At 55.7% G+C, this 17468-nt stretch carries 18 protein-coding genes; 8 read left to right on the top strand and 10 right to left on the bottom strand.

Annotated elements, in window-relative coordinates; translation table 11 throughout:
* The first annotated feature begins 1 nt into the window (after position 1).
* Genes pstC through phoU form a run of 4 tightly spaced genes read left to right on the top strand, consistent with a single transcriptional unit; the run spans position 2 to position 3424 of the window.
* On the top strand, positions 2 to 961 hold the full coding sequence (gene pstC / locus HV355_RS11975) for a phosphate ABC transporter permease PstC (protein ID WP_023309793.1): 960 nt from the start codon (positions 2 to 4) through the stop codon (positions 959 to 961).
* Entirely contained in the window at positions 961 to 1851 is an 891-nt protein-coding gene (gene pstA / locus HV355_RS11970) for a phosphate ABC transporter permease PstA (protein ID WP_010426576.1), read from the top strand. The genes pstC and pstA overlap by 1 nt, the downstream gene beginning before the upstream one ends.
* A 47-nt stretch (positions 1852 to 1898) precedes the next feature.
* Complete coding sequence (gene pstB, locus HV355_RS11965) at positions 1899 to 2672, top strand: phosphate ABC transporter ATP-binding protein PstB (RefSeq protein WP_010426574.1); 774 nt, start codon at positions 1899 to 1901, stop codon at positions 2670 to 2672.
* Positions 2673 to 2698: 26 nt separating this feature from the next.
* Positions 2699 to 3424, top strand: coding sequence for a phosphate signaling complex protein PhoU (gene phoU / locus HV355_RS11960; protein WP_008500182.1), 726 nt, complete (start codon positions 2699 to 2701; stop codon positions 3422 to 3424).
* An 85-nt stretch (positions 3425 to 3509) separates the two neighbouring features.
* Here phoU and yieH read toward each other — a convergent pair whose 3' ends face one another.
* Entirely contained in the window at positions 3510 to 4175 is a 666-nt protein-coding gene (yieH, locus tag HV355_RS11955) for a 6-phosphogluconate phosphatase (RefSeq protein ID WP_089598336.1), read from the bottom strand.
* A gap of 165 nt (positions 4176 to 4340) precedes the next feature.
* On the opposite strand from yieH, the gene adeP reads away from it, so the two are divergent.
* The gene (adeP, locus tag HV355_RS11950; RefSeq protein ID WP_139157909.1) at positions 4341 to 5678 is read left to right on the top strand and encodes an adenine permease AdeP; all 1338 of its coding nucleotides are present in this window, start codon (positions 4341 to 4343) and stop codon (positions 5676 to 5678) included.
* Positions 5679 to 5769: 91 nt separating this feature from the next.
* On the opposite strand, the gene HV355_RS11945 is transcribed toward adeP, so the two are convergent.
* The 9 genes from HV355_RS11945 to rpmH all read right to left on the bottom strand — a co-directional run bounded on the left by HV355_RS11945 (position 5770) and on the right by rpmH (position 13289).
* A complete protein-coding gene (locus HV355_RS11945) occupies positions 5770 to 6336 on the bottom strand; it encodes an NADPH-dependent FMN reductase (protein ID WP_014833835.1) in 567 nt (188 codons plus the stop codon).
* Positions 6337 to 6372: 36 nt separating this feature from the next.
* Positions 6373 to 7119, bottom strand: a complete 747-nt coding sequence (locus tag HV355_RS11940; RefSeq protein ID WP_174340301.1) for a phosphopantetheinyl transferase — start codon at positions 7117 to 7119, stop codon at positions 6373 to 6375.
* Positions 7120 to 7241: 122 nt separating this feature from the next.
* Positions 7242 to 8213 (bottom strand): HTH-type transcriptional regulator YidZ, encoded by a 972-nt coding sequence (gene yidZ / locus HV355_RS11935; protein WP_120159014.1) that lies wholly within the window; start codon positions 8211 to 8213, stop codon positions 7242 to 7244.
* Positions 8182 to 9357: an MFS transporter gene (locus tag HV355_RS11930; RefSeq protein ID WP_182402019.1), complete on the bottom strand. Its 1176-nt coding sequence runs from the start codon at positions 9355 to 9357 to the stop codon at positions 8182 to 8184. Before HV355_RS11930 ends, yidZ begins: the two co-directional genes overlap by 32 nt.
* A gap of 111 nt (positions 9358 to 9468) precedes the next feature.
* Complete coding sequence (gene mnmE / locus HV355_RS11925; protein ID WP_182402017.1) at positions 9469 to 10833, bottom strand: tRNA uridine-5-carboxymethylaminomethyl(34) synthesis GTPase MnmE; 1365 nt, start codon at positions 10831 to 10833, stop codon at positions 9469 to 9471.
* 72 nt (positions 10834 to 10905) lie between these two features.
* Positions 10906 to 12549 carry a membrane protein insertase YidC gene (gene yidC, locus HV355_RS11920; protein WP_108417239.1) on the bottom strand — a complete coding sequence of 548 codons (1644 nt, stop codon included), beginning with the start codon at positions 12547 to 12549 and terminating at the stop codon, positions 10906 to 10908.
* A gap of 2 nt (positions 12550 to 12551) precedes the next feature.
* Entirely contained in the window at positions 12552 to 12809 is a 258-nt protein-coding gene (gene yidD / locus HV355_RS11915; protein WP_001307474.1) for a membrane protein insertion efficiency factor YidD, read from the bottom strand.
* Complete coding sequence (gene rnpA / locus HV355_RS11910; protein ID WP_010426559.1) at positions 12773 to 13132, bottom strand: ribonuclease P protein component; 360 nt, start codon at positions 13130 to 13132, stop codon at positions 12773 to 12775. The genes yidD and rnpA overlap by 37 nt, the downstream gene beginning before the upstream one ends.
* A gap of 16 nt (positions 13133 to 13148) precedes the next feature.
* Positions 13149 to 13289, bottom strand: a complete 141-nt coding sequence (rpmH, locus tag HV355_RS11905) for a 50S ribosomal protein L34 (RefSeq protein WP_000831330.1) — start codon at positions 13287 to 13289, stop codon at positions 13149 to 13151.
* A gap of 601 nt (positions 13290 to 13890) precedes the next feature.
* On the opposite strand from rpmH, the gene dnaA reads away from it, so the two are divergent.
* Genes dnaA through recF form a run of 3 tightly spaced genes read left to right on the top strand, consistent with a single transcriptional unit; the run spans position 13891 to position 17463 of the window.
* On the top strand, positions 13891 to 15285 hold the full coding sequence (dnaA, locus tag HV355_RS11900) for a chromosomal replication initiator protein DnaA (protein ID WP_010426558.1): 1395 nt from the start codon (positions 13891 to 13893) through the stop codon (positions 15283 to 15285).
* A gap of 4 nt (positions 15286 to 15289) precedes the next feature.
* A complete protein-coding gene (gene dnaN, locus HV355_RS11895; RefSeq protein WP_010426557.1) occupies positions 15290 to 16390 on the top strand; it encodes a DNA polymerase III subunit beta in 1101 nt (366 codons plus the stop codon).
* Positions 16390 to 17463 (top strand): DNA replication/repair protein RecF, encoded by a 1074-nt coding sequence (recF, locus tag HV355_RS11890; protein WP_182402015.1) that lies wholly within the window; start codon positions 16390 to 16392, stop codon positions 17461 to 17463. The genes dnaN and recF overlap by 1 nt, the downstream gene beginning before the upstream one ends.
* The last annotated feature ends 5 nt before the right edge of the window (positions 17464 to 17468 follow it).

The following is a 17468-nucleotide window of genomic DNA, read 5'->3' as shown; positions in this document are numbered from 1 at the left end:
TATGGCTGCAACCAAGCCTGCATTTAACCCTCCGGGTAAAAAAGGTGACATGATTTTCAGCGCGCTGGTCAAACTGGCTGCGCTGATTGTGCTATTGCTGCTGGGCGGCATTATCGTGTCTCTGATTTTCTCCTCCTGGCCGAGCATCCAGAAATTTGGGTTCTCCTTCCTGTGGACTAAAGAGTGGGACGCGCCGAACGATATCTACGGAGCCCTGGTGCCCATTTACGGCACGCTGGTGACCTCGTTCATCGCCCTGCTGATTGCGGTTCCGGTGAGCTTTGGTATTGCCCTGTTCCTGACGGAGCTGGCGCCAGGCTGGCTGCGACGCCCGCTCGGTATTGCTATCGAACTGCTGGCGGCCATTCCAAGTATCGTTTACGGCATGTGGGGTCTGTTCATCTTTGCTCCGCTGTTCGCAACGTACTTCCAGGAGCCGGTCGGTAACGTGCTTTCCGCCATTCCGTTTGTGGGGGCCCTGTTCTCAGGCCCGGCATTCGGTATCGGTATTCTGGCTGCGGGTGTGATCCTCGCCATCATGATTATTCCTTACATTGCGGCGGTTATGCGCGATGTCTTCGAACAAACCCCGGTGATGATGAAAGAGTCAGCCTACGGCATCGGCTGCACCACCTGGGAAGTTATCTGGCGCATTGTTCTTCCGTTCACCAAAAATGGGGTGATCGGGGGCGTGATGCTGGGCTTAGGTCGTGCGCTGGGTGAAACCATGGCGGTCACCTTTATCATCGGTAACACCTACCAGCTCGACAGCGCGTCGCTCTACATGCCGGGCAACAGTATTACCTCTGCACTGGCAAACGAATTTGCGGAAGCGGAATCCGGTCTGCACGTTGCGGCACTGATGGAGCTGGGGCTGATTCTGTTTGTTATCACCTTCATTGTTCTGGCGATTTCCAAGCTGATGATTATGCGTCTCGCTAAAAATGAGGGAGCACGCTAATGGCAACTCTCGAAATGCAAGCTACCGCTGAGCTGGCGGAATCCCGCCGCAAAATGCAGGCCAAACGCCGCATAAAAAACCGGATTGCGTTAACGCTCTCTATGGCGACGATGGCATTCGGCCTGTTCTGGCTGGTCTGGATCCTGTTCTCGACGATCGTTCGTGGAATTGACGGTATGTCGCTGGCGCTGTTCACCGAGATGACGCCTCCGCCAAACACGGCGGGTGGTGGTCTGGCGAACGCCCTGGCAGGCAGCGGCCTGCTGATCCTGTGGGCGACGGTCTTCGGTACGCCGCTGGGCATCATGGCGGGCATCTACCTGGCAGAATATGGTCGTAAATCCTGGCTGGCGGAAGTGATTCGCTTCATCAACGACATTCTGCTGTCCGCGCCGTCTATCGTGGTGGGTCTGTTCGTCTACACCGTCGTGGTGGCGCAGATGGAACACTTCTCCGGCTGGGCGGGTGTGATTGCGCTGGCGCTGCTGCAGGTGCCTATCGTCATTCGTACCACCGAGAATATGCTGAAACTGGTGCCGGACAGCCTGCGTGAAGCGGCTTACGCGCTGGGTACGCCGAAATGGAAGATGATCTCCGCGATTACGCTGAAAGCGTCTATCTCCGGGATCATGACCGGTATCCTGCTGGCAATTGCGCGTATTGCAGGTGAAACGGCGCCACTGCTGTTTACATCCCTCTCCAACCAGTTCTGGAGTACGGACATGATGCAGCCGATCGCCAACCTGCCGGTGACGATCTTTAAATTTGCGATGAGCCCATTCGCGGAGTGGCAGCAGCTGGCCTGGGCCGGGGTGCTGATCATTACCCTTTGCGTACTGTTGCTGAACATTCTGGCGCGCGTCATTTTCGCGAAGAAGAAACACGGTTAAATTTTTACGGCGCGGCAGCTCGCGGCGCCGAATGAGGAAATGAGTCAATGAGTATGGTTGATACTGCCCCGGGTAAGATTCAGGTTCGTGATTTGAACTTCTACTACGGCAAATTCCATGCCCTGAAGAACATCAACCTGGATATCGCGAAGAACCAGGTCACGGCATTTATCGGTCCCTCCGGCTGTGGAAAATCCACGCTGCTGCGTACCTTTAACAAAATGTATTCGCTCTATCCGGAGCAGCGCGCCGAAGGTGAAATCATCCTGGACGGCGAAAACATTCTGACCCAGGCCCAGGATATCGCCCTGCTGCGTGCCAAAGTAGGCATGGTGTTCCAGAAACCCACGCCGTTCCCGATGTCGATTTATGACAACATCGCCTTTGGCGTGCGCCTGTTTGAAAAGCTCTCCCGCGCCGATATGGACGAGCGCGTACAGTGGGCGTTGACCAAGGCCGCATTATGGAACGAAACCAAAGATAAATTGCACCAGAGCGGTTACTCTCTCTCCGGTGGTCAGCAGCAGCGTCTGTGCATTGCGCGCGGTATCGCCATTCGCCCGGAAGTGTTGCTGCTTGATGAGCCGTGTTCAGCGCTGGACCCGATCTCAACCGGCCGTATTGAAGAGCTCATCACCGAGCTGAAGCAGGATTACACCGTGGTTATCGTGACCCACAACATGCAACAGGCTGCGCGTTGTTCCGATCATACGGCGTTTATGTATCTGGGCGAGTTGATTGAGTTCAGCGATACGGATGCGCTGTTCACCAGGCCCGCGAAGAAACAAACCGAAGATTATATTACTGGCCGCTACGGTTGATTTGCCTTAGTGCATGTGGAGAAACCATGGACAACCTCAATCTTAATAAACACATTTCCGGCCAGTTCAACGCAGAGCTGGAAAGCATTCGCACCCAGGTGATGACCATGGGCGGCATGGTCGAGCAGCAGCTTTCTGATGCAATTACGGCGATGCACAACCAGGACAGCGAGCTGGCGAAGCGCGTCATTGAAGGCGACAAAAACGTCAACATGATGGAAGTGGCTATCGACGAAGCTTGCGTGCGCATTATCGCGAAACGCCAGCCGACGGCGAGCGATCTGCGTCTGGTGATGGCGATCATCAAGACCATCGCCGAGCTGGAGCGTATTGGTGACGTTGCGGATAAAATCTGCCGTACCGCGCTGGAGAAGTTCTCTCAGCAGCACCAGCCACTGCTGGTGAGCCTGGAGTCGCTGGGCCGCCACACCGTGCAGATGCTGCACGACGTGCTGGATGCCTTTGCGCGTATGGATCTGGACGAAGCGGTGCGTATTTACCGTGAAGACAAGAAAGTCGACCAGGAGTATGAAGGCATCGTGCGTCAGCTGATGACTTACATGATGGAAGATTCACGTACCATCCCAAGCGTACTGACTGCCCTGTTCTGCGCGCGCTCCATCGAGCGTATCGGGGACCGCTGCCAGAACATTTGCGAATACATCTTCTACTTCGTGAAAGGTCAGGACTTCCGTCACGTGGGCGGCGATGAGCTGGACAAGCTGCTGGCGGGTAAAGATCCGAAAGAGTGATGTTTGTGGCGGGTGGCGCTATCGCTTACCCGCCCTACGAGCCTTGTAGGCCGGATAAGCGTTAGCGCCATCCGGCTTTGTTTTTTCAGCGAGTAATATCCCACCCGCGCGCCTTCCACAGTTCCGGCAGCTGCGCCAGATCGGTAAAGGTTGTCACGTTTGGATGCTCGATCGGCTTGTTGTGCGGATCGGCGCAGAAGTAAAACACCTCCATGCCCGCATCAATTCCCGACTGTGCACCCGCAGACGAATCATCCACCAGAATGCAGTTCTCGACGTTGACGTTCATCGCTTTTGCTGCATGGAACATCAGCGCCGGATCGGGCTTCCACCGCTGGATATCGTAGCCGCTGAACAGTTTTTCCGGGAAATGGTGCAACATCTCAAGCTTGCCCAGCGAGTGCTGCATTTTGCTGACCGGGCCGTTAGAGACCACGCAGATTGGCACCGTCATCGCATCCAGCAGCGCGTTAGCCCCGGCGATAACTTCCAGCTCGGAGTCGAACAGGCGTGCGACCTCGGCGCGGTACACCGGTTCCAGATCGGCTTTCGCCAGATCCACACCGTGTTCCTGGTTAATGATGTCGATGATCTCGTACAGCTTCACGCCCTTAAAGCGTTTGAACACCTCTTCGAGATCGAGCGTAATGCCAAATTCCTGGAACATGGCCACATATGCGCGGGAACAAATGACCTCACTGTCGACCAGCGTTCCGTCGCAGTCGAAAAATACCGCTTCAATTCCGGACATGCCTTTCCCTTTTAACAAGTTTAACGTTTACGTACGGCAGTTTAACGAGACGCAATCGTTGCCGTATAAGCAAAATCAATGAAAAAAGTATCTCATAACCGCCACTATTGTCGCATTTTGGTATAGGATAGCGACGAATTTTCCCTCCTTGTTCGGAAATTGATGATGAGTCAACAACACACAACCCAGACATCTGGTCAGGGTCTGCTTGAGCGCGTGTTCAAACTGCGCGAGCACGGCACAACGGCACGCACCGAAGTGATCGCCGGTTTCACCACCTTCCTGACGATGGTGTATATCGTTTTTGTTAACCCGCAAATTCTGGGCGTTGCTGGCATGGATACCAGCGCCGTCTTCGTGACCACCTGTCTGATTGCTGCCCTTGGCAGCATCCTGATGGGTGTGTTCGCTAACCTGCCGGTTGCGCTGGCACCGGCAATGGGTCTGAATGCGTTCTTCGCGTTCGTGGTCGTTCAGGCGATGGGCCTGCCGTGGCAGGTTGGCATGGGCGCTATCTTCTGGGGCGCCGTCGGCCTGCTGCTGCTGACCATTTTCCGCGTGCGCTACTGGATGATTGCCAATATCCCGGTGAGCCTGCGCGTGGGTATCACCAGCGGTATCGGCCTGTTCATCGGCATGATGGGTCTGAAAAACGCCGGTGTGATCGTGGCGAACCCGGAAACGCTGGTGAGCATCGGCAACCTGACCTCTCACAGCGTGCTGCTGGGCGTGCTGGGCTTCTTTATCATCGCGATCCTGGCTTCCCGCAATATTCACGCGGCGGTGCTGGTGTCCATCGTGGTCACCACGCTGCTGGGCTGGATGCTGGGCGATGTCCAGTATCACGGGATCGTCTCCGCGCCACCGAGCGTCTCTACCGTTATTGGTCACGTTGACCTGGCGGGCTCCCTGAACCTCGGTCTGGCGGGCGTGATTTTCTCCTTCATGCTGGTTAACCTGTTTGACTCCTCCGGTACGCTGATCGGCGTGACCGACAAAGCGGGTCTGGCGGATGAGAAAGGCAAATTCCCGCGCATGAAGCAGGCGCTGTTTGTGGATAGCGTCTCCTCCGTGGCGGGCTCTTTCATCGGGACATCCTCTGTGACCGCTTACATCGAGTCCTCTTCCGGCGTGTCCGTGGGCGGCCGTACGGGTTTGACGGCGGTGGTGGTCGGCATTCTGTTCCTGCTGGTGATCTTCCTTTCTCCGCTGGCGGGGATGGTTCCACCGTATGCGGCCGCAGGCGCGTTGATCTACGTTGGCGTGCTGATGACGTCTAGCCTGGCGCGCGTGAAATGGGAAGATTTAACCGAAGCGGTACCGGCGTTTATCACCGCCGTGATGATGCCGTTCAGCTTCTCGATCACTGAAGGTATCGCGCTGGGCTTTATCTCTTACTGCGTGATGAAGATCGGTACCGGACGCTTCCGCGAACTGAGCCCGTGCGTGATCGTTGTGGCGCTGCTGTTTGTGCTGAAGATTGTGTTTATCGACGCGCACTAAGGTGCGGTTTGTGGTGTCAGGTGGCGCTTCGCTAACCTGACCTACTGACGAGTGTAGGCCCGGTAAGCGCTAGCGCCACCGGGCTTTTTTATCAGGCTTTAACCCGCTTAATATAATCCCCAAACGCGGTCAGCTGACCAGAAAGATGGTCACGCGTGCTCTGATCCACCACTTCACCCGTCTGCGGGTCGACCTTATTCTGAATCACACCGCCCATGAACTCCGGCTTGTTCATCACCATCGCATCCAGGAACACCAGGATCTGGCGCAGGTGATACTGGCAGCGCGCGCCGCCAATCGCGCCCATCGAGCTGGTCTGGATCAGAACCGGTTTGCCTGACAGCGGCTGTTCAGGTAAACGGGACAGCCAGTCAATGGCATTCTTCAGGCCGCCCGGCACCGAGTAGTTATACTCCGGTGTGACGATGACCACCCCGTCAGCCTGGCGAATTTGCTCCGCCAGCGCCTCAACGCTCTGCGGGAATCCCTCTTCCTGCTGAACGTCAGCATCATAAAGCGGAATATCGCCAATGGACGGCAGGGCGCTAATTTCCATTCCCGCAGGTGCCAGCTGTGGCAGGGTGCGGGCGACCATCCCGTTAAATGAACCTTTGCGCAGGCTTCCCAGTAACGTAACAACTTTCAACGTATCAGACATGATTACTCCTGTTTCATCATGATGACCCTGAATGGATCAGCTAAGAGTGATTGCTTTTTCTGCCGGTAAACTGGTTAAACGCATCAGGCGCGCGGCGGGCTCGTTGGCGCGCTCGGGCACATCAGGAAGGCTACGCCATCCCTGTTGACTGTCAAATTCCCAGATTTTCATACGTTCGATTGCCGGGGTGACGGCAATGGACCAGATTAACACGTCCTCGGCATCGCTGAGCGCTTCAACCAGCGTGGCTCTCGTGGCACGCAGGCGTCCCGATCCTGGCAGGAGTTGCAACAGGCTGGCATCGTCAGACGCACATCCACAGAGCTTACGAATGCTCTGACGCAGGGTGATGAGTTGGGCTCTGGCTTCAACAGGATCGTTTTGATTGCGTACCCAGAGCTTTTCATTGCTGGAGAGCGGGTAGTCGTTATGCGCATTAGCACCGTGGAAGCTGCGCGTCGCGCGCTGAAGTTCCATATCCAGTCCACAGTCACCCTCGGTAGTGAGCGCGACACCAATAATGTTGCCAGTATAGGCGATGGAGAACCGGGGGAGTTCCGGGTCAGCGAAGACCGGACGGCCTTCTGGCTGGATAATAATGTCAGGCAGCTCACTGGTGCCGTAGAGCATGAACATAAGCTCTGCGAGAAGTGCTCTGGAGGCTAAAAACCGCGTCCTGCGGTGCTCCGGAAGCGTGAGCGCTTCAGTGTGACAGGCTGAAGAAATTCTGGCCGATACGAGATGTCCGTCTGTAAGAATCCCTCTTGCAAAGTGCGTTGCCATTTTTCGCTCCTTGATAATGGTCGTAATCGGTTAAACGGTTACATGATTATCGCTTAACTTGACTCCTGTTTTAATCAGTAAATCGGCGTAAGAGAAGACTTAGGACCGAACTTTACATTTTCTTAGGCAAAAACAGGACCTGGAGCGGCGTACAGCGCTTTGATTGTCTCACGCAACCAAAGGATTTTGGGGTTATGGCTGTTCCGTTTATGCCAGATCATGGTGAAAGGCACGGTCAGCTTTTCAGCCTGCGCTTCGTCAATGGGAATAGGAAGCGCGATCAGTTTTCGCTGGTGGAGCTGATTGTAGTGATGGCAGTAGTAAGGTGCGGTGGCGATATAGTTATGGTCGGGCTGTGCGGCCATAAACATCGACTGCTCGAAGCCGGGCAGGCTCATGGCGATATTACGCTCGCGCCCCATCTCTCTTAGCACCTCGTCGAGCGCCCAGGTGTCGCTGCGTTCCCAGAAAATGCTGATATGCGGGTAGCGCAGAAAGGTCTCCAGGTTCCACTCCTCCTGTAGCGCCGGATGATCCTCACGCAGATACACGCACGGACGGTCGCTAAACAGGATCTCGTAGTCGATAAACCACGGCATTAGCTTCAGCAATTCACGCGATCGCGGGTGCGTTTCGCGCCCGGTGAATCCCAGATCCACCTCTCCACGCGTAATGGCATCCAGCGAATCGTAATCCCAGTGGCGCATCTTCACCGTAGCCTGCGGATAGCGCTGGTTCACCTGCTCCAGCAGGGCGTTAAAGCGGATCAGCATCAACGGCGTTTCGGCGGCTAGCACGAACGTCAGCCCGCCCGGGGAGTCATGGTGAAATTTATCGAGGATCTGATTGCCAATCTGCATCCAGTCGGCCAGATCCTGCTCCAGGCTTACCGTCAGCGGAGTGGGCAGCAGCCCTAACGGCGTTTTCACAAACAGTGGGTCTTCGAACCAGTCGCGCAGCTTGGCCAGTGATTTACTCACCGCAGACGGCGTCACGTTCATCCGCTTCGCGGCTTTGGTGACGCTGCGCTCCTGCAGCAAAAGCTGCAGGCAAAGCAGGAGATTAAGATCGAGACTGCTGATGGGCTTCTTCATAATGCGCCGCGGGCTGGATGACCATAAGTAAGGTAATGCAGACAATGCTACAGCCAATCAGAATCCCGATCAGCATATTCAGCGCGTTAAGACCAAGAACGGCTGCCAGCCAAATCCACAGCGATGAACCGCAGACCTGCGCAATGCCCAATACCGAACTTGCCACACCCGCGCGCAGCGAGAACGGCCCGAGCGCCTGGCTCATCGCCACGCCAAAGCCGACGGAAAAACCGGCGCAGATGAGCGTGATGCCCACCAGCATCACCGCGTGCGAACTCGCGGTCGCCAGAATCACGCCTGCGGCAAGGAACAATGCCTGTGAGGCCAGCATTAGCGTGCGCTGGCGAAAAATGTTCAGCGCAAACGGGGTAGAAAATGAGACAGCCATACTGACCATCGCGGTCAGTGCCATCACCGTTGAATACTGACCGCGATCGAAGCCCATGGTTTCCATCAGCAAGACAGGGGAAACGTTTACATAGGTCAGGATCACCGCCACGCTTAACGTGGTCACGGCCAGACGACTGAGGAAGAAGCGGTTAAGCAGCTTCTCAGTTGGGTGAATCGTTGGGGTATGACCGGTATTCTGCGAGCCCGGGTGGGTTTCTTTCAGTACGGTGATAGACAGAATAAAGACCAGCGCACCCATCGCCGCCATGGTCCAGAACAGGCTCTGCCACGGGAATTTCAGCATGATCAGGTAGCCCACTACGGGTGCCAGCACCGGGATGATGCAGGTAATACCGTTCAGCATCGACAGCACTTTGGCGCGGCGCTGGGCGCTTAAGGTGTCGCGCAAAATGGCAAAAGCGACGACGTAACAGCCACCGGCGCCAATGCCCTGAATGAAGCGGCCCGACAGGAACACGGTGCTGTTTTGCGCCTGTGAACAGAGAAGAGAGGCCAGGGCAAAAATGATGGCACCCGTTATCGCGACAGGCTGACGGCCTGCTTTATCCGCAATCTTCCCGGCAAACACCATCGACGACGCCATCCCCGCGAGGTAGGCGGAAAACGCGATGTGCAGCTGCGCTTCGCTGGCACCCAGATCGCGGGCGATGTGGGGGAGTCCCACCAGATACATATCAATGCCCGACGGATAAAGCAGAACCAACGCGAAACTACAAAACAGAAAACGAGACATAAACCCCCCATAGATGCAGGCATGCAGCATAGGGGGTGAAAAGAGATAAGGCGAGTTGCCATTTGGACAATGGTGATTTCCCTGGAGGAAATCACCATTACTGAGCGGGGATTACTTACCGATACAGAAGCTTGAGAAAATCCTTCCCAGCAGATCGTCCGACGTAAACTCCCCGGTGATCTCGCTCAGATTCTGCTGCGCCAGACGCAGCTCTTCCGCCAGCAGTTCGCCCGCCCACGCGCCGATCAGCTGCGCTTTACCCTGAACAAGGTGGCTCGCCGCCTCTTCCAGCGCCTGCAGGTGACGGCGACGCGCCAGGAAGCCGCCTTCCATGCTGGTGTCAAAGCCCATGCTCTGCTTGAGATGGTTACGCAGGTCGTCAACGCCTTCACCGGTACGCGCCGACAGGCGAATCAGTGAGTGACCGTTCACATCGCTGATGCCCAGCGTTTCGCCGGTGACATCCGCTTTGTTACGCACCACGGTGATCGGCAGCTTGGCCGGAAGACGGGCGATAAAGTCTGGCCAGATGTCAGCCGGGTCGACGGCGTCGGTCGTGGTGCCGTCCACCATAAACAGCACGCGGTCGGCCTGCTCGATCTCCTGCCAGGCGCGTTCGATACCGATGCGTTCCACTTCATCGCTTGCGTCGCGCAGACCGGCGGTGTCGATGATATGCAGCGGCATCCCGTCGATGTGGATATGCTCGCGCAGCACGTCGCGGGTGGTTCCTGCAATGTCGGTGACGATTGCCGCTTCACGGCCAGCCAGGGCGTTCAGCAGGCTTGATTTACCGGCGTTAGGGCGACCGGCAATCACTACCTTCATCCCTTCACGCAGCAGGCTGCCCTGACGTGCTTCGGCACGCACGGCGTCGAGATCGTTCATCACCTGGTTGAGCTGGGCTTCGATTTTACCGTCAGAGAGGAAGTCGATCTCCTCATCCGGGAAGTCGATAGCCGCTTCCACGTAGATCCTCAGGTGAGTAAGTGCTTCCACAAGGTGATTTACGCGCGCGGAGAATGCCCCCTGCAGCGAGTTCAGGGCGGAGCGGGCCGCCTGTTCGGAACTGGCGTCGATCAGGTCTGCAATCGCTTCTGCCTGCGCCAGGTCGAGCTTGTCGTTGAGGAAAGCACGCTCGGAGAACTCGCCCGGCTTCGCAATGCGCAGGCCTGGCAGGGTCAGAATACGTTTTAACAGCAGGTCGAGGATAACCGGGCCGCCGTGGCCCTGCAGCTCCAGCACGTCTTCGCCGGTAAAGGAGTTCGGGCCGGGGAACCACAGCGCAATGCCCTGATCCAGCGGTGTGCCGTCGGTATCTTTAAACGGCAGGTAATCAGCGTAGCGCGGCTTTGGCAGTTTACCCAGCACCGCTTCGGCCACCTCGCGCGCCTTCAGGCCGGAGATACGCAGAATGCCTACACCACCGCGTCCCGGTGGGGTTGCCTGGGCGACGATAGTGTCGTTATGGCTCATGGTTGGTCTCGTTTAATACAAATAAAAAAGGCGGTCAATCGACCGCCCTTATTTTAGCGTTAACTTACCGAATCAGGACTTTTTCTTTTCGCGGCTATGCAGGCCACGTTTTTCCAGACCACGGTAAATCAGCTGCTGCTGGATGATGGTCACCAGGTTGCTGACGATATAGTACAGCACCAGACCTGACGGGAACCACAGGAAGAACACGGTGAAGATGACCGGCATAAAGGTCATGATCTTCTGCTGCATCGGGTCGGTCACGGTGGTCGGCGACATCTTCTGGATGAAGAACATCGTCACGCCCATCAGGATCGGCAGGATGTAGTACGGGTCCTGTGCAGACAGGTCATGGATCCACAGTGCGAACGGCGCGTGGCGCAGCTCAACGGAGCCCATCAGCATGTAGTACAGCGCAAGGAAGATTGGCATCTGAATCAGCAGCGGGAAGCAACCACCCAGTGGGTTTACTTTCTCTGCTTTATACAGGGCCATCATCTCCTGGCTCTGACGCTGTTTGTCATCGCCCAGACGCTCACGCATAGCCTGAATCTTCGGCTGCAGCATACGCATCTTCGCCATGGAGGTGTACTGCGCTTTAGTCAGCGGGTACATGATGCCACGAACGATGAAGGTGATAACGATGATGGAGAAGCCCCAGTTACCCAGGAAGCTGTGGATGAACTTCAGCAGCTTAAACAGCGGCTGAGAGATGAACCACAGCCAGCCGTAATCGACGGTCAGATCCAGGTGCGGCGCAACAGCAGCCATTTTGTCCTGGATTTCCGGGCCGACCCACAGGGTGCTTGCCAGCTTACCGGTTTGACCCGGCTGCACCAGAACCGGCTGTGATTTGTAGCCGATGGCTGCAATACCGTTGCCCAGGTTCGCGGTGTAGAAGTTGTTGGTACCATCGTTATTTGGCACCCATGCTGTTGCGAAATACTGCTGCAGCATCGCCACCCAACCGCCTTTAGCGCTGACGTTCAGGTTTTCGTTATCGGCAATGGTGTCGAATTTGTATTTCTCGTACTTCGCATCAGGCGTGGAGTACGCCGCGCCGCGGAAGGTATGCAGCGCAAAGTTGCTGCTTCCGGTGTCACGGTGAGATGGCAGATTGATGGACTGCTTCAGCTGACCAAAGGTAGAGATTTCCAGCGGCTTTTCACCGGCGTTCTGTACGCTGTAGCCCACGTTCACCGCATATTCACCGCGTTTCAGGGTGAAGGTTTTGGTGAAGGTATTGCCCGCCGCGTCGGTGTAGGTCATCGGGATAGCGAGTTCGTTCTGACCATCGGCCAGCACAAAGGTATCACTCTCGACGGTATACAGCGGACGCGCACCGTTAGCCGGGTTATCCGGGCCATCACGACCGGTCAGGCCGCTCTGAGCCTGATACAGGAACTCAGGTGTGGTTTCCAGTAACTGGAACGGTTCGGTAGACTTCAGCTCTTTCGGGTAGGTCAACAGCAGCGCCTGCTCAACATCACCACCACGGGTGTTGATAGTCAGCTCAAGCACATCGGTCTTAACCGTAATCTGTTTCCCCTGGCCACTGGCCGGTACGCCCTGGTCGGCGGCGCTACCCGCTGCGGTGGTCGTGGTCTGCGTGGTCTGCTGCTGGGGTTGAGGATTTTTATCCTGCTCCCATGCCTGCCAGATCATGAAAGACACGAACAACAAAGCGATGATAAGAAGATTGCGTTGCGAATCCATCGTTAGTGTTCTCTGGTATCAAAGGGTCCTGGAGGGACGGGGTCGTCTCCACCTGGGTGTAAAGGGTGGCATTTTAATACGCGTTTCACCGTCAACCAACTGCCTTTTATCACTCCAAACCTGCGCAATGCCTCAATTCCGTAGCTTGAGCATGTTGGCGTGAAACGGCAATGTGGCCCGAGTAGCGGACTAATCAGGCGCTGATAGACCCGAATGAGGGCTATCAGGACCCGTGAGCCAGGCGACAGTGGCGGCGCCATAATTTTTCCAACGCTTCCGAGAGAGCACGGTTATCGAGGTCGGCAACCCCCCTTTTCGCCACCACCACGAAATCCATAGAAGGCAGTTCGTGTTGACGTAAACGGAAGCTTTCACGCGTCAGACGTTTAATCCGATTGCGTTCATGCGCACGCTTAACATTTTTCTTGGCGACTGTGAGACCGATGCGGGGATGCCCCAGCGAATTTTGGCGGCCGAGGATGGTGATTTGCGGCGTGCCAGCCCGTTGTGGCTGCTGGAAGACGAAAGTGAAATGAGTGGGAGTTAACAAACGTAACTCCCTGGGAAATGCTAGCTTAACCACTCAGGGGTTAGCTTTATTACTTGGAAACGGTCAGACGAGCGCGGCCTTTAGCACGACGACGTGCCAGAACCTGACGACCATTTTTAGTAGCCATACGAGCACGGAAGCCGTGAGAACGGTTGCGCTTCAGTACAGACGGTTGAAAAGTGCGTTTCATGGCGATTTCTACCTAAACTTGAATAAATTCACTGACTTTTGCGTATACCCGAACGAGTTTCGAACGACTAACGCCTCAGCGTGGGTGATTAAAGAGGCCGGATTGTAATAATTGTACACTCCGGAGTCAATTCTCTTTCCTTATTTCCCGCGTATTTCCGCACGTTTTCGCGTGGAAAATGAGCAACGGACGACGCAGGAAGATGAGCATCACGCGCCGGGTCGAGGATTATACGGGCTCCCGAACAAAGCGCAAGGATCGTCCCGGATCTTCGTTAGATCATTTAAGCTATAAATTGTCTGTGCTCATTAATTTTTCCAATATGCGGGCTAAATCGTGGGGCACTCGCGTCAGGATCGTTTACACTTACCCGGTTTCGGATCTTCCTGTGGATAAATCGGGAAGAATCTGTGAGAAACAGAAGATCTCTGGCTCAGTTTAGGCTATGATCCGCGGTCCCGATCGGGATCCCAGGATCCTGGTCAGGATTAAATTGCAGATAGCAATTCGCACATCCCCCTTTTGCACAGGGTCATGTCGATGTGCGCCAACAATCATGAATATTCAATAGTTTTCTTTTATTGTTCGAGTGGAGTCCGCCGTGTCACTTTCGCTTTGGCAGCAGTGTCTTGCCCGATTGCAGGATGAGTTACCAGCCACAGAATTCAGTATGTGGATCCGCCCGTTGCAGGCGGAACTGAGCGATAACACGCTGGCTTTGTATGCGCCAAACCGTTTTGTGCTCGATTGGGTAAGGGACAAGTACCTTAATAATATCAATGGACTGCTGAACGATTTCTGCGGGTCAGATGCCCCACAGCTGCGCTTTGAAGTGGGCACAAAGCCGGTCACCCAAACCGTACGTGAAACCGTGAACGTAGCCGCGCCTGCTCAGGCTGCTCCTGCTCCGGCCCCTCGCGTCGCACCTGCTCGTCAGGGCTGGGATAACGTCCCTGCGCCCGCTGAGCCAACCTATCGCTCTAACGTTAACGTTAAGCACACCTTCGATAACTTCGTTGAAGGTAAGTCGAACCAGTTGGCGCGCGCGGCGGCCCGTCAGGTTGCTGATAACCCCGGTGGTGCTTATAACCCGCTGTTCCTTTATGGCGGCACGGGTCTGGGTAAAACGCACCTGCTGCATGCGGTGGGTAACGGCATTATGGCGCGCAAGCCTAATGCGAAAGTGGTGTATATGCACTCCGAGCGCTTCGTTCAGGACATGGTAAAAGCCCTGCAAAACAATGCGATCGAAGAGTTTAAACGCTACTATCGTTCCGTTGACGCCCTGCTGATCGATGACATCCAGTTCTTTGCCAATAAAGAACGATCGCAGGAAGAATTTTTCCATACCTTCAACGCCCTGCTGGAAGGCAATCAGCAGATCATTTTGACCTCGGATCGTTATCCAAAAGAGATCAACGGCGTTGAAGATCGTCTGAAATCCCGCTTCGGCTGGGGCCTGACCGTGGCGATCGAGCCACCGGAGCTGGAAACCCGCGTCGCGATCCTGATGAAGAAAGCCGATGAAAACGACATTCGCCTGCCGGGTGAAGTGGCGTTCTTTATTGCCAAGCGTCTGCGCTCCAACGTGCGTGAGCTGGAAGGCGCGCTGAACCGTGTGATTGCCAACGCCAACTTCACCGGTCGTGCGATCACCATCGATTTTGTGCGTGAAGCGCTGCGCGATTTGCTGGCATTGCAGGAAAAACTGGTCACCATCGACAATATTCAAAAGACGGTGGCTGAGTACTACAAGATCAAAGTGGCAGATTTACTGTCTAAACGTCGTTCCCGCTCGGTGGCGCGTCCGCGTCAGATGGCGATGGCGCTGGCAAAGGAGTTAACCAACCACAGTCTGCCGGAAATCGGCGATGCGTTTGGTGGCCGTGACCATACGACCGTGCTGCACGCTTGTCGTAAGATTGAGCAGTTACGCGAAGAAAGCCACGACATAAAAGAAGATTTTTCCAATTTAATCAGAACATTATCATCGTGACGCTATGAAATTTACCGTTGAACGTGAACATTTATTAAAACCGCTGCAACAGGTGAGTGGCCCATTAGGTGGCCGCCCAACGCTGCCTATTCTCGGAAACCTGCTGCTTCAGGTCGCGGACGGTACGCTGTCGCTGACCGGCACGGATCTGGAAATGGAAATGATCGCGCGCGTTACGCTGACTCAGCCGCACGACGCGGGCGCGACCACGGTTCCGGCACGTAAATTCTTTGATATCTGCCGTGGGCTGCCGGAAGGCGCTGAAATCGCCGTGCAGCTGGAAGGCGACCGTATGCTGGTGCGTTCTGGCCGCAGCCGTTTCTCGCTCTCCACGCTGCCTGCTGCAGACTTCCCGAACCTGGACGACTGGCAGAGCGAAGTTGAATTCACCCTGCCACAGGCGACGATGAAGCGTCTGATTGAAGCTACGCAGTTCTCCATGGCGCATCAGGACGTTCGTTACTATTTAAACGGCATGCTGTTCGAAACCGAAGGTGAAGAGCTGCGTACCGTAGCCACCGACGGCCACCGTCTGGCGGTCTGTTCTATGCCGATTGGCGATTCACTGCCAAATCATTCGGTGATCGTGCCGCGTAAAGGGGTGATTGAGCTGATGCGTATGCTCGACGGTGGCGACACGCCGCTGCGCGTGCAGATCGGCAGCAACAACATCCGCGCACACGTGGGTGATTTTGTCTTCACGTCTAAGCTGGTTGACGGTCGTTTCCCGGATTATCGCCGCGTATTGCCGAAGAACCCGGACAAAACGCTGGAAGCAGGCTGCGACAGCCTCAAGCAGGCTTTTGCTCGTGCGGCCATTCTCTCTAACGAGAAATTCCGCGGCGTGCGCCTGTACGTGAGTGAAAACCAGATCAAAATCACCGCTAACAACCCGGAGCAGGAAGAGGCAGAAGAAATTCTGGACGTCACCTACGCCGGAACCGAGATGGAAATCGGCTTTAACGTCAGCTACGTGCTGGATGTGCTCAATGCACTGAAATGCGAGAACGTGCGTATTCTGCTGACCGACTCCGTTTCAAGCGTACAGATTGAAGATGCCGCATCACAGTCGGCTGCCTATGTTGTCATGCCAATGAGACTGTAATGTCGCTCACCCGTCTGTTGATCCGCGACTTTCGCAATATCGAAAGCGCGGATCTCGCTTTATCCCCTGGCTTTAACTTCCTGGTTGGCGCAAACGGCAGCGGCAAAACCAGCGTGCTGGAAGCCATCTATACGCTCGGCCACGGTCGGGCGTTTCGCAGTTTGCAGATTGGTCGCGTCATTCGCCACGAGCAGGAATCCTTTGTTCTGCACGGTCGTTTGCAGGGGGCGGAGCGGGAAACCGCCATTGGCCTGACCAAAGACAAGCAGGGCGACAGCAAGGTGCGCATCGACGGCACCGACGGCCATAAAGTGGCAGAGCTGGCGCTGCTAATGCCAATGCAGCTGATTACGCCGGAGGGGTTTACTTTACTCAACGGCGGCCCCAAATACAGAAGAGCGTTCCTCGACTGGGGATGCTTTCACAACGAAGCCGGTTTCTTTAACGCCTGGAGCAACCTGAAGCGCCTGCTAAAGCAGCGTAATGCCGCGTTGCGCCAGGTTACACGCTACGCCCAGCTGCGTCCGTGGGATAAGGAATTAATCCCTCTCGCGGAACAAATCAGCAACTGGCGTGCCGAATACAGCGCAGGTATCGCCGAAGACATGGCCGATACCTGCAAACAGTTTTTACCCGAATTCACTCTCACCTTCTCCTTCCAGCGCGGCTGGGAGAAAGAGACGGATTATGCCGAGGTGTTAGAGAGAAACTTCGAGCGCGATCGCATGTTGACCTACACCGCGCACGGCCCGCACAAGGCGGATTTCCGCATTCGTGCCGACGGTGCGCCGGTGGAAGATACGCTGTCGCGCGGGCAGCTCAAGCTCCTGATGTGCGCGCTGCGCCTGGCACAGGGAGAGTTTCTCACCCGCGAAAGCGGAAGACGCTGCCTGTACCTGATAGATGATTTTGCCTCGGAACTCGACGACGCGCGGCGCGGGCTGCTTGCCAGCCGCTTAAAAGCCACGCAGTCGCAGGTTTTCGTCAGCGCCATTAGCGCTGAACACGTTATAGACATGTCGGACGAAAATTCGAAGATGTTTACCGTGGAAAAGGGTAAAATAACGGATTAACCCAA

Source organism: Enterobacter sp. RHBSTW-01064 (assembly GCF_014103035.1).
GTDB classification, from domain to species: domain Bacteria; phylum Pseudomonadota; class Gammaproteobacteria; order Enterobacterales; family Enterobacteriaceae; genus Enterobacter; species Enterobacter mori.
Note: the sequence above shows the minus strand (reverse complement) of the source record. Positions and strands in the feature narration are given on the sequence as shown.